Raw genomic sequence first — 24,061 nt, forward strand, 5'->3', positions numbered from 1 at the left:
AGATCACAGTTTGACTGCTTAAGAGTTCTCCTAAATACAATATATCTCCTCTCAACGCCCCTTTTTTGATCCTTTATCTTATTGGCGAAGCGTTGCCTCCATTGCAAAATTGTTACCAATAGCAACAAAGGAGGAAGTCCCGTGAATAAATCAATGTTGGCGGGTATAGGGATTGGCGTCGCGGCTGCGTTAGGTGTGGCTGCCGTTGCTAGTCTCAACGTATTAGATCGTGGCCCGCAGTATGCGCAGGTGGTTTCTGCTACACCGATTAAAGAAACCGTGAAAACCCCTCGTCAGGAGTGCCGCAACGTCTCCGTGACGCACCGTCGTCCGGTACAGGATGAAAACCGCATCGCCGGTTCTGTTCTGGGTGCGGTAGCGGGTGGGGTGATTGGTCACCAGTTTGGCGGCGGCCGGGGTAAAGATGTGGCGACCGTGGTCGGCGCGCTGGGTGGCGGCTATGCCGGTAACCAGGTGCAGGGCGCGATGCAGGATAATGATACCTACACCACGTCTCAGCAGCGCTGCAAAACCGTCTATGACAAGTCGGAAAAAATGCTGGGCTATGACGTGACGTACAAAATTGGCGATCAGCAGGGCAAAATCCGCATGGATAAAGACCCGGGCACGCAAATTCCACTGGATGGAAATGGCCAGCTGGTTCTGAATAACAAAGTGTAAAAAAGATGTTCTCTGAATTTAGCTCCTCATGCGCTCAGGCTGAGGAGCTTTTTTTTGCGTCAGATTTTCAGTAGCTCAGGCCACAGCCGCAGCGTGGTTTCACTAATATGCTGCAGTTTCTCCAGCGTGGCCCCTTCACGGGCGCTGATCGACATCCCCTGCAAAATACAGCTCAGGTATTGCGCCAGCAGCTGAGGGTTGCATTGCGCCGGGATTTCACCGCGCTGCTGGCGCTGCGCCAGAAATGCGCTGAGCGTCTCCTCCTGCATGGCATGCCGCGATTTCACCGTATTGGCAATCTCTTTAGAGGACGCCGCAAGGGTGGCAGAGGTGTTAATCATAAAGCAGCCCGCAGGCGTCTCTTTACTGGTGAAACAGGTCGCGACGGCGGTGAAATAGTCGCGAAGCGCCTGTTCAACGCTTTTCTCTTCACAGAACAGCTGGGCTTCGTGTTTCGCCGCAAAGCGCGAAATGTACCTGTCCAGCACCGCCCTGAACAGCCCCTCTTTATTGGTAAATTCGGCATACAGCGTCGGCGCTTTTGCTCCGGTGGCTTCTACCAGATCGGAAAGCGAGGTTGCTTCATACCCATGTTGCCAGAAGAGAGTCATGGCCTTATCAAGCGCTGCATCCCTGTCAAACACTTTTGGTCGGCCACGGCTTTTCTTCGCACAACTCGTGACATCGGTTGTCATTTGCCGTTGGTCCTCTGTTGGTTTGGTGAATGACCATTATAAAAATAAACGCAACCCACCACCAGTGCAGAATGCTTAAAAATAAATTAATCATATATGTATGAAAAATAAGAATTTTAAAATTAAGTTAACGCTCGTTATAAAATTATGTTGACGCGTGACCTGGATCACATTTATGATTTACCTATCGATCGTTAACTAAATGATTAACGACCTCCCAAATTCATCTGCTAAAGGTAAACATCATGAAAAACGTCAAAACCCTCATCGCTGCCGCTGTCCTGAGTTCACTCTCTTTCGCAAGCTTTGCTGCTGTACAAGTGCAATCCACCCCTGCTGACCAGCATAAAGTCGGGACAATCTCTGCCTCTGCCGGGACTAACCTGGGTTCCCTGGAAGATCAGCTGGCACAAAAAGCGCAAGAGATGGGTGCAAAATCTTACCGCATCACCTCCGTGACCGGTCCTAACACCCTGCACGGTACGGCTGTCATCTACAAATAAGCCGTGCATAAACCCTCATTTATGCCACTGCAATAAAAAACGCCCTGCTCAGCAGGGCGTTTTTTATTTCTGATTTACATCGACTGCTGGACGACGTCGTGATGCCGGGTGACATCGGTCGGCATGCCAGACCGCGCTTCCATCGCGCGCTCCATCACCACGCTATTGGTATTGGCATTCGTTTTAAAGCTTACCATCGCGGCATTCAGGTTAATGGGCAGCGTCTGCGGATCGTCGCCAATGTTTTTCGATAACGGCTGGTGAATCTCAACCAGCCGCACGCCGCCGGGCTCTTCTGAAACTTTAATCGGCGTATTGATAATATTTACTTTGGTTCCCGGCGTAACGACGTTAAACAGCGTTTTGATATCGTCATCGCGCAGACGAATACAGCCGGAGCTGACGCGCATGCCGATGCCAAAGTCCGCATTCGTTCCGTGCAGCAGGTAGACGCCGCCGTATGCCGCCAGGCGGATCGCGTGATGCCCCATCGGGTTATCCGGACCTGCCGGCACCACAGCAGGAAGATCGATCCCCTGGGCCTTATAGCGGGCACGGATGTTGGCCGTCGGGGTCCAGGTTGGATTTGCACGTTTATCCGAGACGGTGGTGACCATCGTCGGCGTCAGCGTGTCGCCGCCCAGCTGACCAATACCGATAGGGTAGACGGTCACTTCGTTTTTACCCGGCGGGTAATAGTACAGACGCAGCTCGGCGAGGTTTATCACCATCCCCTCGCGCGGGGCGTCTGGCAGAATAGTCTGTAACGGGATGGTCAGTACGCTGCCCGCGCGCGGGACATACGGATCGACGCCGGGGTTCGCCTGCAGCAGGGCCAGAAAACCGACGTTATATTTTTTGGCAATCGCTTCCAGTGAACCACCATTGTTTTCAACCACATGAAAGCGGTTTTCACCCACCACCTTGCTGCCGGGAGGGGGAAGGGGCCAGGTGTTTGCCCGAGCGGGAAGCGCAACCGCGACGGTGGCTGCCAGCGCAAACAGGGTCATCCAGCGAGTAAAACGCGAAGAGGTCATCATCACCATAATCCATGAAAATAATAAGGTTATTGTTTTATAAGGCGTTAAACATAATTATGGCGAATGGGTATGTCGGGAAGATCGGGTGAAGTGCAAAGAGTTTGTAAATTGTCCCCCCGTAGCGCTGGGCTAACAGGGGGAAGGGATCCCCATAAAATGATGCCTGCACGGACGACCCCCTCTCCATTGAGGGAGAGGGCTGGGGTGAGGGGGAACATACGGCTCTGGTGGTCATTCCGTTCACTTTATGTTCCTTGCTACTCTGTAACGACATGACCTGTGAACGTGCCAGGGTGGCTCAGTTGCCACCACCCTGCGACCCGGGCTCCCGGCGGTAAATCGCCGCTACGCGGATTGTTCGCCCCATCCCTGGGGCTCACCCCTTCGAGGCCAGCGCTAGCGCTGTCCAAAATTGCTCCCGGCAATTTTGTCTTCGGCTTATTCCTTCCGGCTTATCGGGTACGGGCGGAGGTAACATCCCTGTAAAGCCCGCCCTCTCGGCGCATCCCTGCGCCTCGTCCCGGCCTGCAGGAAACGCCTCAGCGATTTACAGCCGGACCAGGGTGTCGCTGTAAGCTATTCATTTCCCGGAAGCAACTTTCATCGCTTCCGGTTAATAAACTACATGAAATTCCTCAGGTAACAGGGGAATGGAGGTTAAGCGATCGCGTTCTCTTCCAGCTGACGCATGAAGTTACGCACCCAGTCCATACGGGTTTTGCGCTCCGTCAGCTCCTGGGTAAACTTCAGACGGGTTGGGCCATCCAGACGGAAATGCTGCGGCTGTTTTTGCAGCAGGCCGATCAGCCACATCGGGTTGACGTGATTCTTCTCGGCGAATTCAATCACGCCGCCTTTTTCATTACCTTCGAGCTTGCGAATCCCCAGCTTTTGCGCCTGCTGGCGCAGTCTCGCGATGTCCAGCAAATTTCTCGCCGCATCGGGCAGCAGACCAAAGCGATCGATCAGCTCAACCTTGATCTCTTCCAGCTCGTTCTCCTTCTTCGCGCTGGCGATGCGCTTGTAGAATGAGAGACGGGTATTCACGTCCGGAATGAAATCGTCCGGCAGCAGGGAAGGCATACGCAGCTCGACCTCGGTCTGCTGGCTGGTAAGATCTTCCAGCGACGGCTCGCGCCCGGCCTTCAGGGCATCAACCGCGTTCTCCAGCAGTTCCATGTACAGCGAGAAGCCGATGGTCTCCATGGAGCCGCTCTGGTCTTCACCCAGCAGCTCGCCGGCACCGCGGATCTCAAGATCGTGCGTGGCCAGCGCAAAGCCTGCGCCGAGGTCTTCCAGCGAGGCGATGGCTTCCAGGCGCTTTTGCGCGTCGGTGGTCATCGCTTTCGGATGCGGCGTCAGCAGCCAGGCGTAAGCCTGATGGTGCGAACGCCCGACGCGGCCGCGCAGCTGGTGAAGCTGCGCCAGACCAAAGTGATCCGCGCGTTCTATGATGATGGTGTTCGCCGTCGGAATGTCGATCCCGGTCTCAATGATGGTGGTGCACACCAGCACGTTAAAGCGCTGGTGGTGGAAGTCGTTCATGACCCGCTCCAGCTCGCGCTCGCGCATCTGCCCGTGACCGATAGCAATGCGCGCTTCCGGCACCAGCTCCGCAAGCCTGTCCGCCGCTTTCTGGATATTTTCCACGTCGTTGTAGAGGTAGTAGACCTGCCCCCCACGAAGTACTTCACGCAGAATGGCCTCACGCACCACCAGATTATCGTACTCGCGGACAAAGGTTTTCACCGCCAGACGGCGCGCCGGCGGCGTGGCGATAATCGACAGATCGCGCATGCCGCTCATCGCCATGTTCAGGGTTCGCGGGATTGGCGTTGCGGTCAGGGTGAGGATATCGACGTCGGCGCGCATCGCTTTGATGCGTTCTTTATGACGCACCCCGAAGCGGTGCTCTTCGTCGACGATCAGCAGCCCCAGATCTTTCCACTTCACGTCGCTTTGCAGCAGCTTGTGGGTGCCGATCAGAATATCAATTTTGCCTTCGCTTGCCTGTTCGAGGATCTGGGTCTGCTCTTTAGTACTGCGAAAACGCGACAGCATCTCGATACGTACCGGCCAGTTGGCGAAACGGTCGCGGAAGTTGTCGAAGTGCTGCTGAGCGAGCAGGGTGGTCGGCACCAGCACCGCCACCTGCTTGTTGTTTTCCACCGCAAGGAAGGCGGCGCGCATCGCCACTTCGGTTTTACCGAAGCCGACGTCGCCGCAGACTAAGCGGTCCATTGCCAGCGGCTGGCACATGTCGCTCAGCACGGCGTTGATGGCCTGGGCCTGATCCGGCGTAGTTTCAAACGGGAAGCTGTCGCAGAACAGCTGGTACTGTTCTTTATCATGCTTAAAGGCGAAGCCCTGTTTGGCCGCGCGCTGGGCGTAGATATCCAGCAGCTCGGCCGCCACGTCGCGCACTTTTTCCGCAGCCTTCTGGCGCGCGCGCGCCCAGGCATCGCCGCCCAGCTTGTGCAGCGGCGCATTGTCTTCAGCGCCCCCCGCGTAGCGGCTGATCAGATGCAGGGACGATACCGGAACATACAGTTTGGCGTCGTTAGCGTAGGTCAGCATCAGGTATTCACCTTTGATGCCGCCCGCTTCCAGCGTGGTCATCCCCTGATAGCGCCCAACGCCATGTTCCAGGTGGACAATCGGCTGGCCAGGATGCAGCTCGGCCAGGTTACGGATCAGCGTGTCCGGGTTGATGGTCCGACGGCTGTCCTGACGGCGGCGCGCGACGCGCTCACCCAGCAGGTCGCTTTCGCAAATCAGCGCCAGGTTGTTGAGCGTGTCGATGAACCCATGCTCGGCGGCACCAATCATCAGGTAACGACCGTTTCCGGTCGCTTCGCTCAGACGCAGGATGCGCTTCGGCGCCACCTTAATGCGTCCCAGCAGCTCACCTAAAGCTTCACGGCGGCCTTCACTCTCAACGGAGAACACCACCGGGCCGGTAAAGGACTCCAGAAACTTGCGCAGATTATCCAGCGGGGATTTCAGCTGCGCCTGAACGGCCAGGTCCGGCAGCGTCCGGAAGGCGAGGTTGGTGTTGGCGGCCTTATCGGCAAGCGAATCGGTTTTCAGCTGCATGCGCGGCCAGCGCTTCAGCTCGGCGTTGAGCTCGTCGGTGCGCAGCCACAGCGCTTCCGGCGGCAGCAGCGGACGCATTGGGTCAACGCCACGGTTTTCAAAGCGGGCGCGGGTTTCGCTTTCAAAGCGGCTGGCGCTGGCGTCGATATCGCCGGTGTTAACAATCAGCGTATTCGCCGGGAAGTAGCTGAACAGGGCAGGCAGCGGCTCGTTGAAGAACAGCGGCTGCCAGTATTCGATCCCGGCTGGAAGCGTACCTTTACTGACCTGCTGATAAATATGTTCCGCGTCGCGCTTCACCTCGAACTTATCGCGCCACTGGCTGCGGAACAGTTCGATAGCGGTTTTGTCCGTGGGGAACTCATGCGCGGGCAGTAAATTGATGGACTCCACTTCTTCCAGCGTGCGCTGCGTGTCGGCGTCGAATACGCGCAGGCTGTCGATTTCATCATCGAAAAAGTCCAGACGATACGGCTGGTCGCTGCCCATCGGGTAAAGATCGAGCAGCGCTCCGCGGGTCGCGTATTCCCCGTGCTCCATCACCTGGTCGACGTGGCGATAGCCGGCACCGTCAAGCTGCGCGCGCAGGGCATCCCGGGACAGGCGCTGGCCTTTTTTCATCACCAGCGCGTGACCGTGCAGATAGCTGTGCGGGCAGACGCGCTGCATCAGGGTGTTCACCGGCACAATCAGCACGCCGCGCTGCATGGTCGGGAGTTGATAGAGCGTCGACAGGCGCGAGGAGATAATCTCCTGATGCGGAGAGAAGCTGTCATACGGCAGCGTTTCCCAGTCGGCCAGGCTGAACACCAGGCTATCGGTGAACTGGCGAATTTCATCGTGCAGGCGCAGGGCGTTTTGCATATCCGGGGCAACCAGAATCACCGGGCCTGGATGACGCTCGGCGATTTCCGCCACCAGCGTGGCGCACGCCGCGCCCGTGAGTTCACCCAGCTGGCGCTGGTCGCCCGCTTTGACAGGTAAGGAATAACGATAGTGTTCAGGCATGGCTATGTCAGAGTCTCTTATGGATATACCAACAGTATTGGGGCATATCACTGATACGCAATGTCTTTATTATCCTCGATCGTTTTACATAAGCAAATCGTAACCGCACGGCAGGGCTAAACGCCCCCGAAACGGGGGCGGAGAGGGCATTAACGCGTTGAAGGTGACAGGGTCAGCGTAGACGGAGGAGAGAAGAAAACGTCCCCAAACAGGGCGGTAGAAACTTTACGCACCCCGAGCCCGGCAAGGGTACAGACAAGCAGGCTGGCAAACGGGTAGACCAGAATTAAGCACAGCTCAGCCCAGACCGGCCAGTATGCGGCATTCATTTCGCCAATCAGGAACAGGCTAAAGGCCTCAATCAGGATGCGGTGGGTGGTATAAATCGCAATGGTGTTTGATCCAATCACGTTCAGCAGATTGTTCGGGTGAACGGCATAGCGCTGCTCAAGGCTATAGAACAGCTTCATGATCAGCACAATCGACAGCAATGAGAGCAGCAGCGGAACGTTAGCAAACCACAGCACCACGGAGACGGCGGCGAAAGCGCCGGTCGCCAGCCAGATGCGGCGCAGGTTAACGCCTTTCATCCACGCCATCAGCTCTGCGCCATACCACGCCCCGAGGCTGTAGTAGATCATGTTGCGTACCACGCTGTTCATTCCCCACCACGGCAGCGGCAGGAAGTTAATCGCGATGCTTGCCAGCGCCAGCAGTCCCAGTACCGGCAGCTTCCAGCGGCTCAGCAGTTTACACAGCGTAAAGTAGACCACCAGAGCATACAGATACCACAGGCTGGTGCTGGCGGTGACCATCCCCAGCACAAAGCCTGAGAACGAGTCGGCGTAGGCCGCGTTCGACGAGGTGGCAAGCTCGCGCTCGGGCGCCAGCCAGGCGTTCAGGTGGGTCAACGCCTGCCATTGCAGGACGCCCCACAGCGCCAGAACCCAGACAATGCTCCAGATCCGTTTGTCGAGACTGGTCCGCCAGTCCACCTCGTCAATATAACGACGGATCAGATAGCCGGAGATAAAGAAGAAGACCGGCATACGAAACGGTGCGAGATAGAGGTTAAAATAGACCCAGCATTTGGCGAGAAGGCCGGAGAGCGGGTGTTGCAGCCCGATCAGATGCGGATAAAACGTGATAACCGAATGGTAGATAACCACCAGGCAGATACACAGCCCTTTTATCTGGTTAATCCATAATGCTTTTTGCTTCATTGTTCGCCACTACCTTTTTGCCATAAACGAACGAACAATTGTTGTAAAACGTAACCAGGATGTAATGGGTAACAGTCTGTATCAGGAGGTTTTTCGGAAAAGGTGGAGGTTGCGAGGTGAGCATTCAGACAATAGCACCCTGATTTATCTGATTTTTTCGAAAAAATGATTACCAAAGCTTACGGTTTCAGTCATTTACGCTTAGCGGATTCGCTTATATACTCGTGGGTCTGCTATCAGCAAACAGACGGATTTCATGTATCAACCTGTCGCACTCTTCATAGGCTTACGTTACATGCGTGGGCGCGCCGCGGACCGCTTCGGTCGCTTTGTCTCCTGGCTTTCGACTATTGGCATTACGCTTGGCGTGATGGCACTGGTGACGGTGCTTTCCGTCATGAATGGCTTCGAACGCGAGCTGCAAAACAACATCCTGGGGCTGATGCCGCAGGCCGTTCTCTCATCCTCCAACGGTTCGGTTAACCCGCAACAGCTGCCGGAAAGCGCGGCGAAGTTACAGGGCGTCACGCGCGTAGCGCCGTTGACGACCGGCGACGTGGTGCTGCAAAGCGCCCGCAGCGTGGCGGTCGGCGTGATGCTGGGTATCGACCCGGCGCAAAACGATCCGCTGACGCCGTATCTGGTTAACGTGAAGCAGACCGATCTGGAAGCCGGAAAATACAACGTGATTCTGGGTGAGCAGCTTGCCGGCCAGCTTGGCGTCAACCGCGGCGATCAGCTGCGCGTGATGGTGCCTTCTGCCAGCCAGTTTACGCCGATGGGGCGCCTGCCAAGCCAGCGCCTGTTCAACGTGATTGGTACCTTTGCCGCCAACAGCGAAGTCGATGGCTACCAGATGCTGGTGAACATTCAGGATGCTTCACGCCTGATGCGCTACCCGGCGGGGAATATCACCGGCTGGCGCCTGTGGCTCGACGCGCCGCTGAAGGTCGATACCCTCAGCCAGCAAAAACTGCCGGACGGCACCAAATGGCAGGACTGGCGCGAGCGCAAAGGCGAATTGTTCCAGGCCGTGCGGATGGAAAAAAACATGATGGGGCTGCTGCTGAGCCTGATCGTGGCCGTGGCCGCATTTAACATCATCACCTCGCTGGGCCTGATGGTGATGGAGAAGCAGGGCGAAGTCGCCATTCTGCAAACCCAGGGGCTCACGCCGCGCCAGATCATGGCGGTGTTTATGGTGCAGGGGGCCAGTGCCGGTATCATCGGCGCGCTGCTCGGCGCCGTGCTGGGGGCATTGCTTGCCAGCCAGCTTAATAACTTAATGCCGATCATCGGCGCGCTGCTTGACGGCGCGGCGCTGCCGGTGGCTATCGAGCCGCTGCAGGTGGTGGGTATTGCGCTGGCCGCGATGGCCATTGCGCTGCTTTCTACGCTTTATCCTTCCTGGCGCGCCGCCGCCACTCAACCCGCTGAGGCTTTACGTTATGAATAAGATCCTGTTGCAATGCGACAACCTGTCCAAACGCTATCAGGAAGGCACTGTGCAAACCGACGTGCTGCACAATGTGAGCTTTAGCGTGGGTGAAGGCGAGATGATGGCGATTGTCGGCAGCTCCGGCTCGGGCAAAAGTACGCTGCTGCATCTGCTGGGCGGGCTGGATACGCCAACCGAAGGCGACGTGATTTTCTCCGGCCAGCCGATGAGCAAAATGTCCTCCGCGGCGAAGGCCGAGCTGCGTAACCGCGAGCTGGGCTTTATATACCAGTTCCACCACCTGCTGCCGGATTTCACGGCGCTGGAAAACGTGGCGATGCCGCTGCTGATTGGTAAAAAGAAACCGGCAGAAATAAACGCTCGCGCCAGCGATATGCTGAAAGCGGTAGGGCTGGGCCATCGCGGTAACCATCGTCCCTCTGAGCTTTCCGGCGGCGAGCGCCAGCGCGTGGCGATTGCCCGTGCGCTGGTTAACAACCCGCGTCTGGTGCTGGCGGATGAGCCTACCGGTAACCTGGATGCCCGCAATGCGGACAGTATTTTCCAGCTTCTGGGCGAGCTGAACGCCTCGCAGGGCACCGCGTTTTTGGTCGTGACCCACGATCTGCAGCTGGCAAAACGCATGGGGCGTCAGCTTGAGATGCGCGACGGCCATCTGAACGCGGAACTGACCCTGATGGGAGCAGAGTAATGGCGTCACCGTTATCGTTACTCATCGGTTTACGTTTTAGCCGCGGCCGCCGTCGAGGCGGCATGGTGTCGCTGATCTCCGTCATCTCGACCATCGGTATTGCGCTGGGCGTGGCGGTGCTGATTGTGGGCTTGAGCGCCATGAACGGCTTTGAGCGCGAGCTGAATAACCGTATTCTGGCAGTGGTGCCGCACGGGGAGATCGAGCCGGTTAACCAGCCGTGGACGAACTGGAGCGATGCGCTCAACAAAGTTGAAAAAGTGCCGGGCATTGCCGCGGCCGCGCCCTACATCAACTTTACCGGGCTGGTGGAGAGCGGGGTAAACCTGCGCGCCATTCAGGTGAAAGGGGTCAACCCCGTCCAGGAAGCGCGTCTCAGCGCGCTGCCAAACTATGTGCAGAACGGCGCGTGGGCCAACTTTAAGGCCGGCGAGCAGCAGATCATCATGGGTAAAGGCGTTGCCGATGCCCTGAAGGTCAAGCAGGGCGACTGGGTGTCAATCATGATCCCGAACGCCAGCGCCGACCACAAGCTGCAGCAGCCTAAGCGCGTGCGCCTGCACGTCACCGGTATTCTTCAGCTGAGCGGTCAGCTCGATCACAGCTTCGCCATGGTGCCGATGGAAGATGCGCGCCAGTATCTCGATATGGGCGACAGCGTGACGGGTATTGCCATTAAGGTGAACGACGTCTTTAACGCCAACAAGCTGGTACGCGACGCGGGCAGCGTGACCAATAACTATGTCTACATCAAAAGCTGGATCGGCACTTACGGGTATATGTACCGTGATATCCAGATGATCCGCGCCATTATGTATCTGGCGATGGTGCTGGTGATTGGTGTGGCGTGCTTTAATATCGTCTCGACGCTGGTGATGGCGGTCAAGGACAAGAGCGGCGACATCGCCGTGCTGCGTACGCTGGGGGCGAAAGACGGTCTTATTCGCGCCATCTTCGTCTGGTACGGTTTGCTGGCCGGGCTGTTTGGCAGCCTGTGCGGCGTGGTGATTGGCGTGGTGGTTTCCCTGCAGCTGACCCCAATTATCAACGGGATCGAAAAGCTTATCGGCCACCAGTTCCTGTCCGGTGATATCTATTTTATTGACTTCCTGCCGTCTGAACTGCACTGGCTGGATGTTTTTTATGTGCTGGTTACAGCACTTTTACTGAGTCTGCTGGCAAGCTGGTATCCGGCGCGTCGCGCAAGCCGAATCGATCCGGCGAGGGTATTAAGTGGCCAGTAATTACGTCATGATCTAGCGGCTTTCGGGCCGCCAGGTCGAAAGAGGAATGCGTTATGTATTATGGATTTGATATTGGCGGCACCAAGATTGCGCTCGGCGTGTTTGATAAAGACCTCAAACTGCAGTGGGAAACCCGCGTTCCCACGCCGCGCGAAAGCTACGACGAATTTTTAACCGCAATTGCCGCGCTGGTGGCGCAGGCTGATGAACGCTTTGGCGTGAAAGGCAGCGTCGGCATCGGCATTCCCGGGATGCCCGAAACCGACGACGGCACGCTGTATGCCGCCAACGTGCCTGCCGCCAGCGGTAAACCGCTGCGCGCCGATCTCTCTGCCATCCTTGAACGCGACGTGCGTTTAGACAACGATGCCAACTGCTTTGCGCTCTCTGAAGCCTGGGATGATGAATTCCGTCACTATCCGCTGGTGATGGGGCTGATCCTCGGTACCGGCGTCGGCGGGGGGATTGTGATTAACGGTAAGCCGATTACCGGGCGCAGCTACATTACCGGTGAGTTTGGCCATATCCGCTTGCCGGTGGATGCCCTGGAAGTGGTGGGGCGTGATTTCCCGCTGACCCGCTGCGGCTGCGGCCAGCACGGCTGTATTGAGAACTATCTCTCCGGCCGCGGGTTTGCATGGCTTTACGAACACTTCTATCATCAGAAACTTGAGGCCCCTCAAATCATTACCCTGTGGGAGCAAGGGGATGCGCAGGCGCGTGAGCACGTCGAGCGCTATCTGGATCTGCTGGCGGTGTGTCTGGGAAATATTCTCACCATCGTCGACCCGGATCTGCTGGTGATCGGGGGAGGGCTTTCAAACTTTACCGCGATTACGGAACGGTTGTCCGGGCGTTTGCCCCGACATTTATTGCCGGTTGCCCGCGTGCCGCGTATTGAACGCGCGCGACACGGGGACGCAGGAGGCATGCGCGGAGCCGCATTCCTTCATCTCACCGATTAGTTTACGAGGTTTCTATGCTGTCGCGTCGCCAGGGTCGACTCAGCCGTTTTCGCAAAAACAAACGCCGCTTGCGTGAGCGCTTGCGCCAGCGGATCTTTTTCAGAGACAGAATGATGCCAGAAGCGATGGATAAACCCAGAGTGGTGGTGCTGACCGGAGCGGGGATCTCCGCCGAGTCAGGAATTCGAACCTTCCGCGCGGCGGACGGGCTGTGGGAGGAGCACCGCGTGGAGGATGTGGCCACGCCGGAAGGCTTTGCCCGCGATCCGGATCTCGTGCAGGCGTTTTACAACGCCCGCCGTCGTCAGCTTCAGCAGCCTGAAGTTGCGCCGAATGCGGCGCATCTTGCGCTGGCGAAGCTGGAAGAGGAGCTCGGCGATCGTTTTCTGCTGGTGACGCAGAATATCGACAACCTGCACGAGCGGGCCGGTAACAAGAACATCATCCATATGCACGGCGAGCTGCTCAAGGTTCGCTGCGCCTGGAGCGGTCAGGTGCTGGACTGGAAAGAAGACGTGCTGCCAGAGGATAAGTGCCACTGCTGCCAGTTCCCGTCGCGCCTGCGGCCGCACGTGGTCTGGTTCGGCGAAATGCCGCTGGGAATGGATGAGATCTACAGCGCGCTGGCGATGGCCGACGTGTTTATTGCCATCGGCACATCCGGACATGTTTACCCGGCGGCGGGGTTTGTCCACGAAGCGCGACTGCACGGTGCGCATACGGTTGAACTCAACCTTGAGCCAAGCCAGGTGGGCAGCGAGTTTGAGGAGAAACACTATGGTCTGGCAAGCACGGTCGTCCCGGAGTTTGTCGACAAGCTGCTGAAAGGGCTGTAACGGTAAGAGAGTAAACGGGCACCCGTCCAGCGGGTGCCCGTTTAGTTATGAATGGAAGAACGCCAGCGTCTTCTCCAGCGATTTAGCCTGCTCATCCAGCGAGAGTGCTGCCGCAGAGATCTGCTGAACCAGAGAGGCGTTCTGCTGGGTTGTACTGTCCATTTGGTTAACGGCGGTGCTCACCTGGCTAATCCCCCGATTTTGCTCGTCCAGCGCCTGAACGATATCGTTGATGACCAGATGCACATGCGACACCGCTTCAATCACCTGTTTCATCATCACCCCGGTTTCATTGACCAGCTCAACGCCTTTGCTTACGCGGCCTGAGGACTCGGCAATCAGCTGAGAGATCTCTTTTGCCGCGTTAGCGCTTCGCTGGGCAAGATTGCGGACTTCCCCTGCGACGACCGCGAAGCCGCGCCCCTGTTCGCCAGCCCGTGCTGCTTCAACGGCAGCATTCAGCGCCAGGATATTGGTCTGGAAGGCGATACCGTCGACAATGCTGTTAATCTCACCGATCTTACGCGCGCTCTCATCAATCTCCCCAATCACAACGACCACGTCGTTCACCAGCGTTTCGCCATGCCCGGCGAGGCTCGCGGCGCGATCGGTCAGCGTGGTCGCCTTATGGGCGTTGTCGGCATTATTCTTCACTGTGACCGAAATCTCTTCCATGCTGGCTGCCGTTTCAACAATCGCAGCCGCCTGTTCTTCGGTTCGCGAGGCGAGGTCAAGGTTGCCCGCCGAAATTTCGCTGGTGCCGCCGTGCACGGAATGGCTGGCTTCGCTGATATTGTCGACGATGCGCTTGAGCTGCATCTGCATGGTGTGCAGGGCATAAAAAATGCTGTGGGTATCCCCGGAGCGAACCGGGATGGTGTTGTTCAGATCCCCCCGGGCAACGGCCAGGGCAATCCCGGCGGCTTCCGAAGGTTCACCCCCCACCGGACGGTCCACTTTGCGGGTAAAGATCTGCGCCATCACCAGGCTAACCGCCACGATGCTTAACACCATCAGGACAATGGCTTTCAGTAAAAATGCGCGCGCTTCGGCCATCACTTCGCTGACCGGGGTGATAATGGCGAGTTTCCACGGCGTCTGGCTATTACCGACGGCGATGTCCTGCCAGGTGATAAACACGTCCTCCTTCAGCAGCGGATCGTTTACCCGGGTGACGTCATGACCGGTAATCTGACCGGCGTAAGGCTTGCCTGCCGCGCGCTTGTCCGGGCTGGACACCACGTTATTATCCGCGGAGAGGAGCAGGGCGTAGCCAGTGCCGTTCCACGGTTTAATCGCGCCGATCGTCGATTGCAGCGTGGCGAGGGAGAAGTCAGAAGTGACCGAGCCCAGAAACTGACCGTCGCGCATGATGGGGGCGGCAATCGAGGTGAGCATCACGTCCACGCCGTTGTAGGGATAAATATAGGGCTCGATGATCACATCTGTATGCCGTTGTTTCGGCAGCAGATAATAATCACCGCTGCCGGGGGTTTCGATGTCCGTCAGCAGGTGTAATGCCGGTTTGCCGGTGGCGTCCCGGTCAACGTAGCGGGCGTAACGTCCGGCAGGATCTTCACCGCTCTGACCGGCCCAGGCGGCATCTTTATCGTCGAACGCGTTGGGCTCAAAGGCCATCGACATAGAGAGAAACTGTGGATGAGCCGACAGATAGTGGATGAGCAGCTGGTTCAGGCTCTGGCGATCGGATACCCCCGCCTCGCGCAGCGCCAGGGCGCTGTTGCCCATGTCCCGGGCGGCAGCCAGGGCAGAATCCAGCTGTTTGCTCACCTGCAACGATTGCACCTCGGCAATCTGGCGGATATGTTTTTTGGCCAGAACCTCCTGCTGCGCCATCCACTGCCACATCATAAACCCGATCGTTGCCGTAAAGCCCACCGTCACGGTGAGGAAAATGGACAATAGCATCAACGTCTTGACTCTTATTTTTTGTCTTCGGACCATGGCGTCTTTCATTCTCTTCTCCCGTAATATTATGCATGTCGGGCAGGCACATATTCCTTATCGGATATTTTTTCCTCTTTCTGTAGATCGCCAGGTATATTTAATTTAAATCCTGAACATATAAATCCCGTTAATTAGTGTGGATGCTTTTATTTTGTGCATTCAATCAAAATAGTGCTCGATAATGCTCGTTATCGTCGTGTAGAAAGAGGATGCTAATAAATATAAAGTTGTAGAGGAGGATGGGATATGTACGGATTTATTGCGCGACAACCCATTTTTAACCCTGAAATGAAGACGGTGGCCTATGAGCTGCTCTTCAGAGATGGGATGACTAACCGTTTTCCGGACGTGTCGGCGGAATATGCCACATCCAGAATGATATCAGATCAGTTTTTATGCGTGCCGTCCCAGCGCATCGCCGGGGCGCATACGTCGTTTATTAATTTCCCGTCGCGAATGGTCATTGACCGCAGTGGAGAAGCGCTGGATAAAGAGAGCGTGGTCATTGAGATCCTTGAAGATGCTGTGCCGGGGGCTGAACTGCTTCAGGCCGTCAGGGAGATGAATGCGCACGGCTATCAGTTTGCGCTTGATGATTTCACCCTTGCACCAGAATGGGATGCTTTTTTACCCTATATTTCGATACTGAAATTCGACGTCAGAAATTACACCTTAGCGCAAATTAGAGAGTATCTCGCATCGCGTAAAAAACAGACCGCACATATAAAATATCTCGCTGAAAAAATTGAGACTAAAGAGGAATTCAACCAATACAGAGAAGAGGGGTTCTCGCTGTTTCAGGGCTATTTTTTCTGCCGCCCCGAGGTGATTAAATATAAACGGCTATCGCAAAATCAGCTGGCGATTTTTCGGCTGCAAATGGAGGTCGGACGCAATAAGCCTGATTTTCGGATCGTTGAGTCGTTGATTAAAACCGATCTCACGCTGTCCTGGAAAATCATGCGCTACATGAAACACACCGCATTTAAACATATCGGTGCCTGCAATTTCAGTAAGTTAACCCTGAGTGAAGTGCTCAGATATCTCGGTGAAAACCAGCTCCGACGGTTTGTTGCCGTGGTGGTCCTCGCCAGTGCGGGCAATGACACCGTCAGCGAGCTTTACCCGCTGAGTATGATGCGCGGTAAGTTCTGTGAGCTGATAGCTGAGACGATGAAAGAACCGGCGCTGGCTGAAAATGCCTTCATGTGCGGCCTGTTTTCCCTGCTCGATACCCTCCTTGAGCTGCCGATGGCAGAGTTGATGAAGCAAATTGCGGTGCCGCAGAGCGTGAGCAATGCGCTGTGCCACCAGGAGGGACGGTTAGCCAATATGGTGAGCCTTTGCCGTTACTACGAGCAGCAGCAGTGGGACGAGGCGACCCGGGTTCGTGAGGCGCTGGGTCTGTCGGATGAGGATGTGGTTGAGGCGATGCGAAAGGCGACGATCTGGGCAGGAGAGAATACGGTCAGTTAATCCTTCCTCACGCCGTACAGGCGGCGTGAGGAGGAACGCGATACCGGCTAGCGGCCCGCTTTTAATTTCTGGTAATACTCTTCATAGAGGCGGCTGGCGTCACCGACATCGTTCTGCCATTCACCTTTGCTGATGGTTTCGGCATCCGGGTAGAGCGATTTATCGTTAGCCACTTCAGGCTTCAGCAGCTTGCGTGCGGCGAGGTTTGGCGTCGGGTAGCCAATCGTCTCGGCAACCTGTTTCGCCACGTCCGGGCGCAGCAGGAAGTTAATCAGCTTAAGCGCTCCTTCAACGTTTTTCGCATTGGCCGGAATCGACAGACTATCCATCCAGAAGATCCCACCTTCTTTCGGCCAGACCACCTCAAGAGGCGTACCGGCCTGGCGGGCTACATACGCGGAGCCGTTCCACACCATCCCCAGATTCACTTCGCCTTCCATATACGGGTTAGCCGGGTTATCAGAGTTGAACGCCGCCACGTTAGGCATCAGCTTTTTCAGCTCGTTATACGCCGCTTCAATCTCTTTCGGATCCGTCGTATTGCCCGAGTAGCCCAGCTTGCGCAGCGCCACCTGGAACACTTCACGCGCGTCGTCGGTTAACAGCAGGCTCCCTTTGTATTCCGGCTTCCACAGATCGGCCCAGCTCGTCACCGTTTTCGGATCGACGGCCTCGCTGTTCACGCCAATCGCGGTCGCACCCCAGATATACGGAACGGAGTAGTCGTTATTCGGGTCGAACGGCTTGTTGAGCATCTCTGGATCGAGATTGCTGAAGTTGCTCAGCTTCGTTTTATCGATCTTCTGGATCATGCCCTCTTTACGCATTTTGTCGACAAAGTAGGTGGAAGGAACGACCAGATCGTACGCGCCGTCTTTGTACGTTTTCAGCTTGGCGTACATGGTTTCATTCGACTCGTAGGTCGAGTAGATCACCTTGATGCCCGTCTCCTTCGTGAACTGTTCCAGCAGGCCCGGCGGCACGTATTCGGTCCAGTTGTAGAAGTAGAGCGTTTTGCTGTCATCAGCGTGCGCGGCACCCATGCCAAGCACCAGCGCCGCAGCGGCGAGCATTTTTTTCATTTCATTGTCCCCTGAGATTTTGTTTTATCACGAGCAATAACCTGGCTGGCGATCACCAGAACCAGCGACAATACCAGCAGAATGGTCGCCAGCGCGTTCACCTCTGGTGAGACGCCAACTTTCACCATTGAATAGATCTTCAACGGCAGAATTTCATAGCTCGGCCCGGTGACGAAGGAGGATACGACAACGTCATCCATCGACAGGGTGAAGCTAAGCAGCCATCCGGCCGCCACGGCAGGCATCGCCAGCGGCAGGATGATTTTACGCAGGATGGTCATCTCGCTGGCACCCAGATCTTTCGCCGCCTCCAGCATGCGCACGTCGAACCCTTTCAGGCGCGCGAAGACGGTCACCACCACAAATGGCAGGCAGAAGGTGATATGGGAAAACAGCAGCGACCAGAAGCCAAGCTGTACGCCCAGCAGCATAAACAGCACCAGCAGCGAAATGGCCATCACGATGTCCGGTGACATCATCACCACAAACAGCATGCCGCTGACGAACGGTTTGCCGCGAAAGCGATAGCGGTAAAGCGCTACAGCTGTGAGCGAGCCAATCAGCGTCGCGAAGGTGGCGGAGAAGATCGCCATCGTCAGCGAGTGCTGAGCGGCCTGCAGCAGGCTGTCATTGTTCATCAGCAGGCTGTACCAGCTGGTCGTAAACCCTTGCCAGTTAATCCCGAACCGCGAGCTGTTAAACGAGTTCACGATCAAAATAACGATCGGGATATAGAGCCAGGCATAAATGGCGGCCATAAAACCGCCGCGAAGCAGTCGACCGATCATTCGAGTTCCACCTTTTTGTTCAGCAGGCGCGAGGCGCGCCAGTAGACCAGCAGCATCAGGCCCATTATCACCGTCAGCGTAATGCTGGTGGCGGACCCGAACGGCCAGTCTCGGATGTTCAGGAACTGGCTCTTGATTACGTTACCGATCAGCAGGTTTTTCGCGCCTCCCATCAGGTCCGACACATAGAACAAGCCCATCGCCGGGAGCATCACCAGAAGACAGCCCGCGATAATGCCGGGCATCGTCAGCGGAATAATTATGCGAAGAAAAGTCTGCAGCTTACTGGCGCCCAGATCTTTTGCCGCTTCCAGCAGCGGTTTATCCAGCTTCTCAATGCTGGAGTAGAGCGGCATCACCATAAACGGCAGCAGGATATAGACCAGACCCACAATCACCGCGCTCGGGGTAAACATGATGCGGATCGGCGTATCAATCACCCCGAGCCACAGCAGAAACTCATTGAGATAGCCCTTTGTGCTGAGGAAGATCTTCAGGCCATAAATACGGATGAGCGAGTTCGTCCAGAACGGAACAATCAGTAAAAACAGCAGCAGAGGCCGCACCTTTTGCGGCAGGCCCGCGAGGAACCATGCGAAGGGATAACCCAGCACCAGACAGGCAAGGGTGGCAATCAGCGCCATATTGAGTGAGTGCAGCAGCACGTCAAAATAGAGCGGATCGAGCAGGCGCACGTAGTTGTCCAGCGTAAAGACCAGCGAAACGAAGCTAGCGTCGTCGCGGGTCAGGAAGCTGGTGGCAACGATCATCAGGTTGGGTAGAAAAACAAACAACACAAGCCAACCGACGATCGTGGCGATCACCACATTCTGGAATTTACTTGTGTTCTTCATCAGCCAGCACAACCTCCCAGCTTTCTACCCAGTTGATAACCATTTTCTGGTCGAGAGAGTGGTCGAAGTCAGGGTCGTCTTCGTTAAAGAATTCGCTGACCATCACCATTTTGCCGTTCTCCAGCTCGACGACAGACTCCAGCGTCATCCCTTTGTAGTTGCGCTCGCGGATATAGCCGATTAACCCTTCGGCCTCGGTATTGCCGTGAATTTCATCGACGCGCAGATCTTCCGGGCGCAGCAGAACGTTGAGCTTTTGTCCCTTTTCGACGGGGAAATTCACCGTGATATTGCACTCGCGTCCTTCGACGCTGGCGCGCACGCGCTGGTCGTCCAGACGCTCAATCACCGTGGCGTCGAAGATATTGATCTCGCCAATGAAGCTGGCAACAAACAGATTCTTCGGCTCTTCGTAGATCTCGCGCGGCGTGCCGTCCTGCTCGATTTTGCCGTCGCGCATCACCACGATGCGGTCGGACATGGTCAGGGCCTCTTCCTGATCGTGGGTGACGAAGACAAAGGTAATGCCGAGCTTGCGCTGCAGGGCTTTGAGCTCGTTCTGCATCTGCTTGCGCAGCTTGTAATCCAGCGCCGAGAGGGATTCATCCAGCAGGAGCAGGCGAGGCTTGTTGACGACGGCGCGGGCGATGGCCACGCGCTGCTGCTGGCCGCCGGAAAGCTGATGGGGTTTACGCTGGGCAAACGTCTCAAGCTGCACCATGCGCAGGGCGTCGGTGACGCGCGGTTCGATCTCGCTCGCCGGGGTTTTTTGCATCCGCAGGCCAAACGCCACGTTTTCAAACACGGTCATGTGCGGGAACAGGGCATAGCTCTGAAAGACGGTATTGACGTGGCGATCTTCGGCGGGAAGCCGGGTGATGTCCTGGTTTTCAAGATGGATATGGCCGTTATCGACGCTTTCCAGCCCGGCGATAAGGCGCAGTACGGTTGTTTTGCCGCAGCCAGAGGGGCCAAGCAGCGTCAGAAACTCACCGTCATTGATGGTGAGCGTGAGGTCGGAAATAACGTCTTTGCCATCAAAGCTTTTACGAATTCGTTCCAGTTGCACCAGCGGTGAACGTGAACGGGATTGTGTATTCAATTTTTGCGCTGTCCCATATAGACGCCTCAGGCAGCAGACTGAAGCGGGGTTTGTGTGTAACCACCTTGGTGACTCGTAATGAGGGCGGACATTCTACGGCAATACCCTGCAATCGCCAATCCTTGTCACTGATTCATAAGCTACATTTATTAACGCATAACGATATAAACGGAAAATATTCTCGTTTGCGGGATAAAAGTGACCTGACGCAATATTTGCGTTTTGATGCTTATTGATAATGTTGTCACAAAAAGTGAGGGTGACTGCATGGATAAATTACTTGAGCGTTTTTTACAGTACGTTTCGCTGGATACCCAATCTAAGCCGGGTGTTCGCCAGGTGCCAAGCACCGAAGGCCAGTGGAAGTTGTTAAACCTGCTTAAAGAGCAGCTTGACGCCATGGGGCTGGTCAACGTCACGTTAAGCGAGAAAGGCACTGTGATGGGAACGCTGCCGGCGAATGTCCAGGGTGATATTCCGGCGATTGGCTTTATCTCCCATGTCGACACCTCTCCGGATTTTAGCGGTAAACATGTGAACCCGCAGATTGTGGAAAACTACCGCGGCGGCGACATTGCGCTGGGTATTGGCGACGAAGTGCTCTCGCCCGTGATGTTCCCGGTGCTGCACCAGCTGCTGGGCCAGACGCTGATCACCACCGACGGCAAAACGCTGCTGGGGGCGGATGACAAGGCGGGCATTGCGGAGATCATGACCGCGCTGGCGGTGCTGAAAGAGAAAAATATCCCGCACGGGGATATCCGCGTGGCCTTTACGCCGGACGAAGAGGTCGGCAAGGGCGCGAAGCACTTCGACGTGGAAGCCTTTAACGCGCAGTGGGCCTATACCGTTGACGGCGGCGGCGTCGGTGAACTGGAGTATGAAAACTTCAACGCCGCGTCCGTCACGATCAAAATTGTCGGCAACAACGTTCACCCCGGTTCGGCGAAAGGGGTCATGGTGAACGCGCTGTCGCTGGCGTCGCGTATTCATGCGGAAGTCCCGGCGGAAGAGAGCCCTGAACAGACCGAAGGGTATGAAGGGTTCTATCACCTGACCAGCATCAAAGGCACCGTGGACAGCGCGCAGATGCACTACATAATCCGCGATTTTGACCGCAAAGCCTTTGAGGCGCGCAAGCGTAAGATGATGGAGATCGCCAAGAAGGTCGGTAAAGGATTACACCCTGATTGCTATATTGAGCTGATCATTGAAGACAGCTATTACAATATGCGCGAGAAGGTGATGGCGCATCCGCATATTCTCGATATCGCCCAGCAGGCGATGCGCGACTGCGATATTGAACCCCAGCTGAAGCCGATTCGCGGCGGCACCGACGGTTCTCAGCTGTCGTTTATGGGGCTGCCGTGCCCGAACCTCTTTACCGGTGGCTACAACTATCATGGCAAGCATGAGTTTGTGACGCTGGAAGGGATGGAAAAAGCGGTGAAAGTGATAGTGCGGATAGCGGAGTTGACCGCGAAGCGGTAGGAAAAAGCCCGGTGGCGCTTCGCTTACCGGACCTACGAACAGAATGTAGGCCGGGTAAGGCGCAGCCGCCACCCGGCATTAAGGCAAGGAATGCCCATGTCAAACTATCGCCGCCAATACGTCCCGGGTGGAACCTGGTTTTTCACCGTCAACCTGCAAAACCGCCAGAGCGATTTGCTTACCCGTCATATCGACAGCCTGCGTGCTGCCACCTCAATGGTTAAGCACGCAAAGCCATTCGCTATCAACGCATGGGTAATCCTTCCTGAACATATGCACTGTATCTGGACCTTACCGGAAGGCGACAGTAACTTTTCGGCACGCTGGCGGGATATCAAAAAGACATTTAGCCGCAACATCGAAATGCGCCATATCTGGCAACCACGCTTCTGGGAGCACACCGTCCGTAACGAAGAGGACTACCGGCGGCATATGGATTACGTCTACATCAATCCGCTGAAGCATGGCTACGTCAGCAAAGTCATGGACTGGCCGTATTCAACGTTTCATCGCGATGTACGGGAAGGGTTATATCCGGCGGATTGGGCGGGAGAGATAAAGGATTTTGCAGCGGGTGAGCGGAAGTAAAAAGCCGGGTGGCGGCTACGCCTTACCCGGCCTACGATCCGAATGTAGGCCCGGTAAGCGAAGCGCCACCGGGCATTACAGCGACTCAGTCCTCAAAGAACCAGTATCCGCTGTTGACCAGCGCGGCCAGCATCGCGAGGAAGGACGGGTCTTCCAGCGCATCGCCAAAGGTGTCGGCAGTCAGCACCAGATGGCTGGCAATGGCTTCGAGCGCCGGACGGTGCGGAGAGTCCAGCTTCTCGCCGTTGACGAACACTTCTTCGCCAATGCGCAGCACGCGCAATCCGCCCAGACGCGCCAGCTTATCGCCCTGCTGTAGCGCATCGTAAATCTCGTCAGCCTGATAAGGCGGCTCCGGCGGCGCAACGTCCAGCTCATGACGAGACTGGCTGATAAACTCACCAAACCACTGTTTGAAGTGCTCCGGCTCGTTAATCAGATCCAGCATCATGCCGCGCAGCTTATCGAGTTCTTCTGGCAGAATATCCGCCGGATGCTCGCGTGCAGGCACATCAGGATCGCTGTAGCGATAGCTGCCCAGTTCGCGCTGCAGAACATAGTCGGCAAATCCGCTGATCATCTCGCGGCCGCTCGGCGCGCGGAACCCTACGGAGTAGTTGAGTGAGTTTTCCAGAGAGTAGCCTTCGTGAGGGAATCCCGGTGGAATGTAGAGAATGTCACCCGGCTCCAGCTCTTCGTCGATAATCCCTTCAAACGGGTCAACCTGAAGCAGGTCCGGATGCGGGCAGTGCTGCTTCATTGGTACTTTTTCGCCCACGCGCCAGCGGCGGCGGCCCGTACCCTGAATGATAAACACGTCGTACTGGTCCAGATGCGGACCCACGCCGCCGCCAGGTACGGAGAAGGAGATCATCAGATCGTCCATGCGCCAGTCGGGCAGGGCGCGGAACGGACGCATTAAGGCGGAAGTTGGCTCGTGCCAGTGGTTAACCGCCTGCACCAGCAGCGACCAGTTGTTTTCACCGAGGTGATCGTAGCTTTCGAAAGGACCGTGGCTGACCTGCCATTTCCCGTCCTGGTGGCTGACCAGACGGCTGTCGACTTCGTTTTCCATGGCAAGACCGGCCAGTTCGTCAGGCGAGATGGGGTCGACAAAATTGCTGAACCCGCGCTTCAGAACCACCGGGCGTTTTTGCCAGTAACGTTCAATAAACTCGGGCCAGTTAAGTGTTAAGTGATAATCCATAATTTTTTTATTCCGCAGGCTCTTACTGACTCGGATTATAACGGAAGCTCAGCCCCCCGGCTGC

At 56.3% G+C, this 24,061-nt stretch carries 20 protein-coding genes; 10 read left to right on the forward strand and 10 right to left on the reverse strand.

Annotation, left to right across the window (positions count from 1 at the left end; genetic code table 11):
• The first annotated feature begins 141 nt into the window (after window positions 1–141).
• Window positions 142–681 carry a glycine zipper 2TM domain-containing protein gene (locus AB8846_RS01465; protein ID WP_063144618.1) on the forward strand — a complete coding sequence of 180 codons (540 nt, stop codon included), beginning with the start codon at window positions 142–144 and terminating at the stop codon, window positions 679–681.
• Window positions 682–740: 59 nt separating this feature from the next.
• Here AB8846_RS01465 and AB8846_RS01470 read toward each other — a convergent pair whose 3' ends face one another.
• Entirely contained in the window at window positions 741–1,376 is a 636-nt protein-coding gene (locus AB8846_RS01470) for a TetR/AcrR family transcriptional regulator (protein ID WP_029739866.1), read from the reverse strand.
• 245 nt (window positions 1,377–1,621) lie between these two features.
• Between AB8846_RS01470 and bhsA the strand changes: the two genes are divergently transcribed.
• A complete protein-coding gene (gene bhsA, locus AB8846_RS01475; protein WP_023616599.1) occupies window positions 1,622–1,879 on the forward strand; it encodes a multiple stress resistance protein BhsA in 258 nt (85 codons plus the stop codon).
• A 74-nt stretch (window positions 1,880–1,953) separates the two neighbouring features.
• On the opposite strand, the gene AB8846_RS01480 is transcribed toward bhsA, so the two are convergent.
• From AB8846_RS01480 to AB8846_RS01490, 3 genes are all read right to left on the reverse strand, one after another.
• On the reverse strand, window positions 1,954–2,919 hold the full coding sequence (locus tag AB8846_RS01480) for a L,D-transpeptidase family protein (protein WP_063144617.1): 966 nt from the start codon (window positions 2,917–2,919) through the stop codon (window positions 1,954–1,956).
• A gap of 657 nt (window positions 2,920–3,576) precedes the next feature.
• Entirely contained in the window at window positions 3,577–7,023 is a 3,447-nt protein-coding gene (mfd, locus tag AB8846_RS01485) for a transcription-repair coupling factor (RefSeq protein WP_370731840.1), read from the reverse strand.
• Between the two features lie 149 nt (window positions 7,024–7,172).
• The gene (locus AB8846_RS01490) at window positions 7,173–8,246 is read right to left on the reverse strand and encodes an acyltransferase family protein (RefSeq protein ID WP_331412619.1); all 1,074 of its coding nucleotides are present in this window, start codon (window positions 8,244–8,246) and stop codon (window positions 7,173–7,175) included.
• A gap of 256 nt (window positions 8,247–8,502) precedes the next feature.
• On the opposite strand from AB8846_RS01490, the gene lolC reads away from it, so the two are divergent.
• The 5 genes from lolC to cobB are packed head-to-tail and all read left to right on the forward strand — an operon-like array spanning window position 8,503 to window position 13,441.
• Window positions 8,503–9,702 carry a lipoprotein-releasing ABC transporter permease subunit LolC gene (gene lolC, locus AB8846_RS01495; RefSeq protein ID WP_032668182.1) on the forward strand — a complete coding sequence of 400 codons (1,200 nt, stop codon included), beginning with the start codon at window positions 8,503–8,505 and terminating at the stop codon, window positions 9,700–9,702.
• The gene (gene lolD / locus AB8846_RS01500) at window positions 9,695–10,396 is read left to right on the forward strand and encodes a lipoprotein-releasing ABC transporter ATP-binding protein LolD (RefSeq protein ID WP_010429765.1); all 702 of its coding nucleotides are present in this window, start codon (window positions 9,695–9,697) and stop codon (window positions 10,394–10,396) included. The genes lolC and lolD overlap by 8 nt, the downstream gene beginning before the upstream one ends.
• Complete coding sequence (gene lolE, locus AB8846_RS01505; RefSeq protein ID WP_063144613.1) at window positions 10,396–11,640, forward strand: lipoprotein-releasing ABC transporter permease subunit LolE; 1,245 nt, start codon at window positions 10,396–10,398, stop codon at window positions 11,638–11,640. The genes lolD and lolE overlap by 1 nt, the downstream gene beginning before the upstream one ends.
• 53 nt (window positions 11,641–11,693) lie before the next feature.
• Window positions 11,694–12,605, forward strand: coding sequence for an N-acetylglucosamine kinase (nagK, locus tag AB8846_RS01510; protein ID WP_370731841.1), 912 nt, complete (start codon window positions 11,694–11,696; stop codon window positions 12,603–12,605).
• A gap of 14 nt (window positions 12,606–12,619) precedes the next feature.
• Window positions 12,620–13,441: a Sir2 family NAD+-dependent deacetylase gene (cobB, locus tag AB8846_RS01515; protein ID WP_121425907.1), complete on the forward strand. Its 822-nt coding sequence runs from the start codon at window positions 12,620–12,622 to the stop codon at window positions 13,439–13,441.
• Between the two features lie 45 nt (window positions 13,442–13,486).
• Here the strand turns inward: cobB and AB8846_RS01520 are convergent, their stop codons facing one another.
• A complete protein-coding gene (locus tag AB8846_RS01520) occupies window positions 13,487–15,418 on the reverse strand; it encodes a methyl-accepting chemotaxis protein (protein WP_370731842.1) in 1,932 nt (643 codons plus the stop codon).
• 237 nt (window positions 15,419–15,655) lie between these two features.
• On the opposite strand from AB8846_RS01520, the gene AB8846_RS01525 reads away from it, so the two are divergent.
• Window positions 15,656–16,885, forward strand: coding sequence for an EAL and HDOD domain-containing protein (locus AB8846_RS01525; protein ID WP_370731843.1), 1,230 nt, complete (start codon window positions 15,656–15,658; stop codon window positions 16,883–16,885).
• A 47-nt stretch (window positions 16,886–16,932) separates the two neighbouring features.
• Here AB8846_RS01525 and potD read toward each other — a convergent pair whose 3' ends face one another.
• The 4 genes from potD to potA are packed head-to-tail and all read right to left on the reverse strand — an operon-like array spanning window position 16,933 to window position 20,741.
• Window positions 16,933–17,967, reverse strand: coding sequence for a spermidine/putrescine ABC transporter substrate-binding protein PotD (potD, locus tag AB8846_RS01530; RefSeq protein ID WP_370731844.1), 1,035 nt, complete (start codon window positions 17,965–17,967; stop codon window positions 16,933–16,935).
• Window positions 17,964–18,755 carry a spermidine/putrescine ABC transporter permease PotC gene (gene potC, locus AB8846_RS01535; protein ID WP_370731845.1) on the reverse strand — a complete coding sequence of 264 codons (792 nt, stop codon included), beginning with the start codon at window positions 18,753–18,755 and terminating at the stop codon, window positions 17,964–17,966. The genes potD and potC overlap by 4 nt, the downstream gene beginning before the upstream one ends.
• Window positions 18,752–19,609, reverse strand: a complete 858-nt coding sequence (potB, locus tag AB8846_RS01540; RefSeq protein WP_370731846.1) for a spermidine/putrescine ABC transporter permease PotB — start codon at window positions 19,607–19,609, stop codon at window positions 18,752–18,754. The genes potC and potB overlap by 4 nt, the downstream gene beginning before the upstream one ends.
• A complete protein-coding gene (gene potA / locus AB8846_RS01545) occupies window positions 19,593–20,741 on the reverse strand; it encodes a spermidine/putrescine ABC transporter ATP-binding protein PotA (RefSeq protein WP_173651701.1) in 1,149 nt (382 codons plus the stop codon). Before potA ends, potB begins: the two co-directional genes overlap by 17 nt.
• A 237-nt stretch (window positions 20,742–20,978) precedes the next feature.
• Between potA and pepT the strand changes: the two genes are divergently transcribed.
• On the forward strand, window positions 20,979–22,202 hold the full coding sequence (gene pepT, locus AB8846_RS01550) for a peptidase T (RefSeq protein WP_121931268.1): 1,224 nt from the start codon (window positions 20,979–20,981) through the stop codon (window positions 22,200–22,202).
• A gap of 96 nt (window positions 22,203–22,298) precedes the next feature.
• Entirely contained in the window at window positions 22,299–22,790 is a 492-nt protein-coding gene (locus AB8846_RS01555) for a transposase (RefSeq protein ID WP_370731848.1), read from the forward strand.
• Between the two features lie 85 nt (window positions 22,791–22,875).
• On the opposite strand, the gene AB8846_RS01560 is transcribed toward AB8846_RS01555, so the two are convergent.
• Entirely contained in the window at window positions 22,876–23,997 is a 1,122-nt protein-coding gene (locus tag AB8846_RS01560; RefSeq protein ID WP_370731849.1) for a JmjC domain-containing protein, read from the reverse strand.
• Between the last annotated feature and the right edge of the window lie 64 nt (window positions 23,998–24,061).

This window comes from Enterobacter sp. KB-221C9 (assembly GCF_041320715.1).
Taxonomy (GTDB): Bacteria; Pseudomonadota; Gammaproteobacteria; order Enterobacterales; family Enterobacteriaceae; genus Enterobacter; species Enterobacter asburiae_D.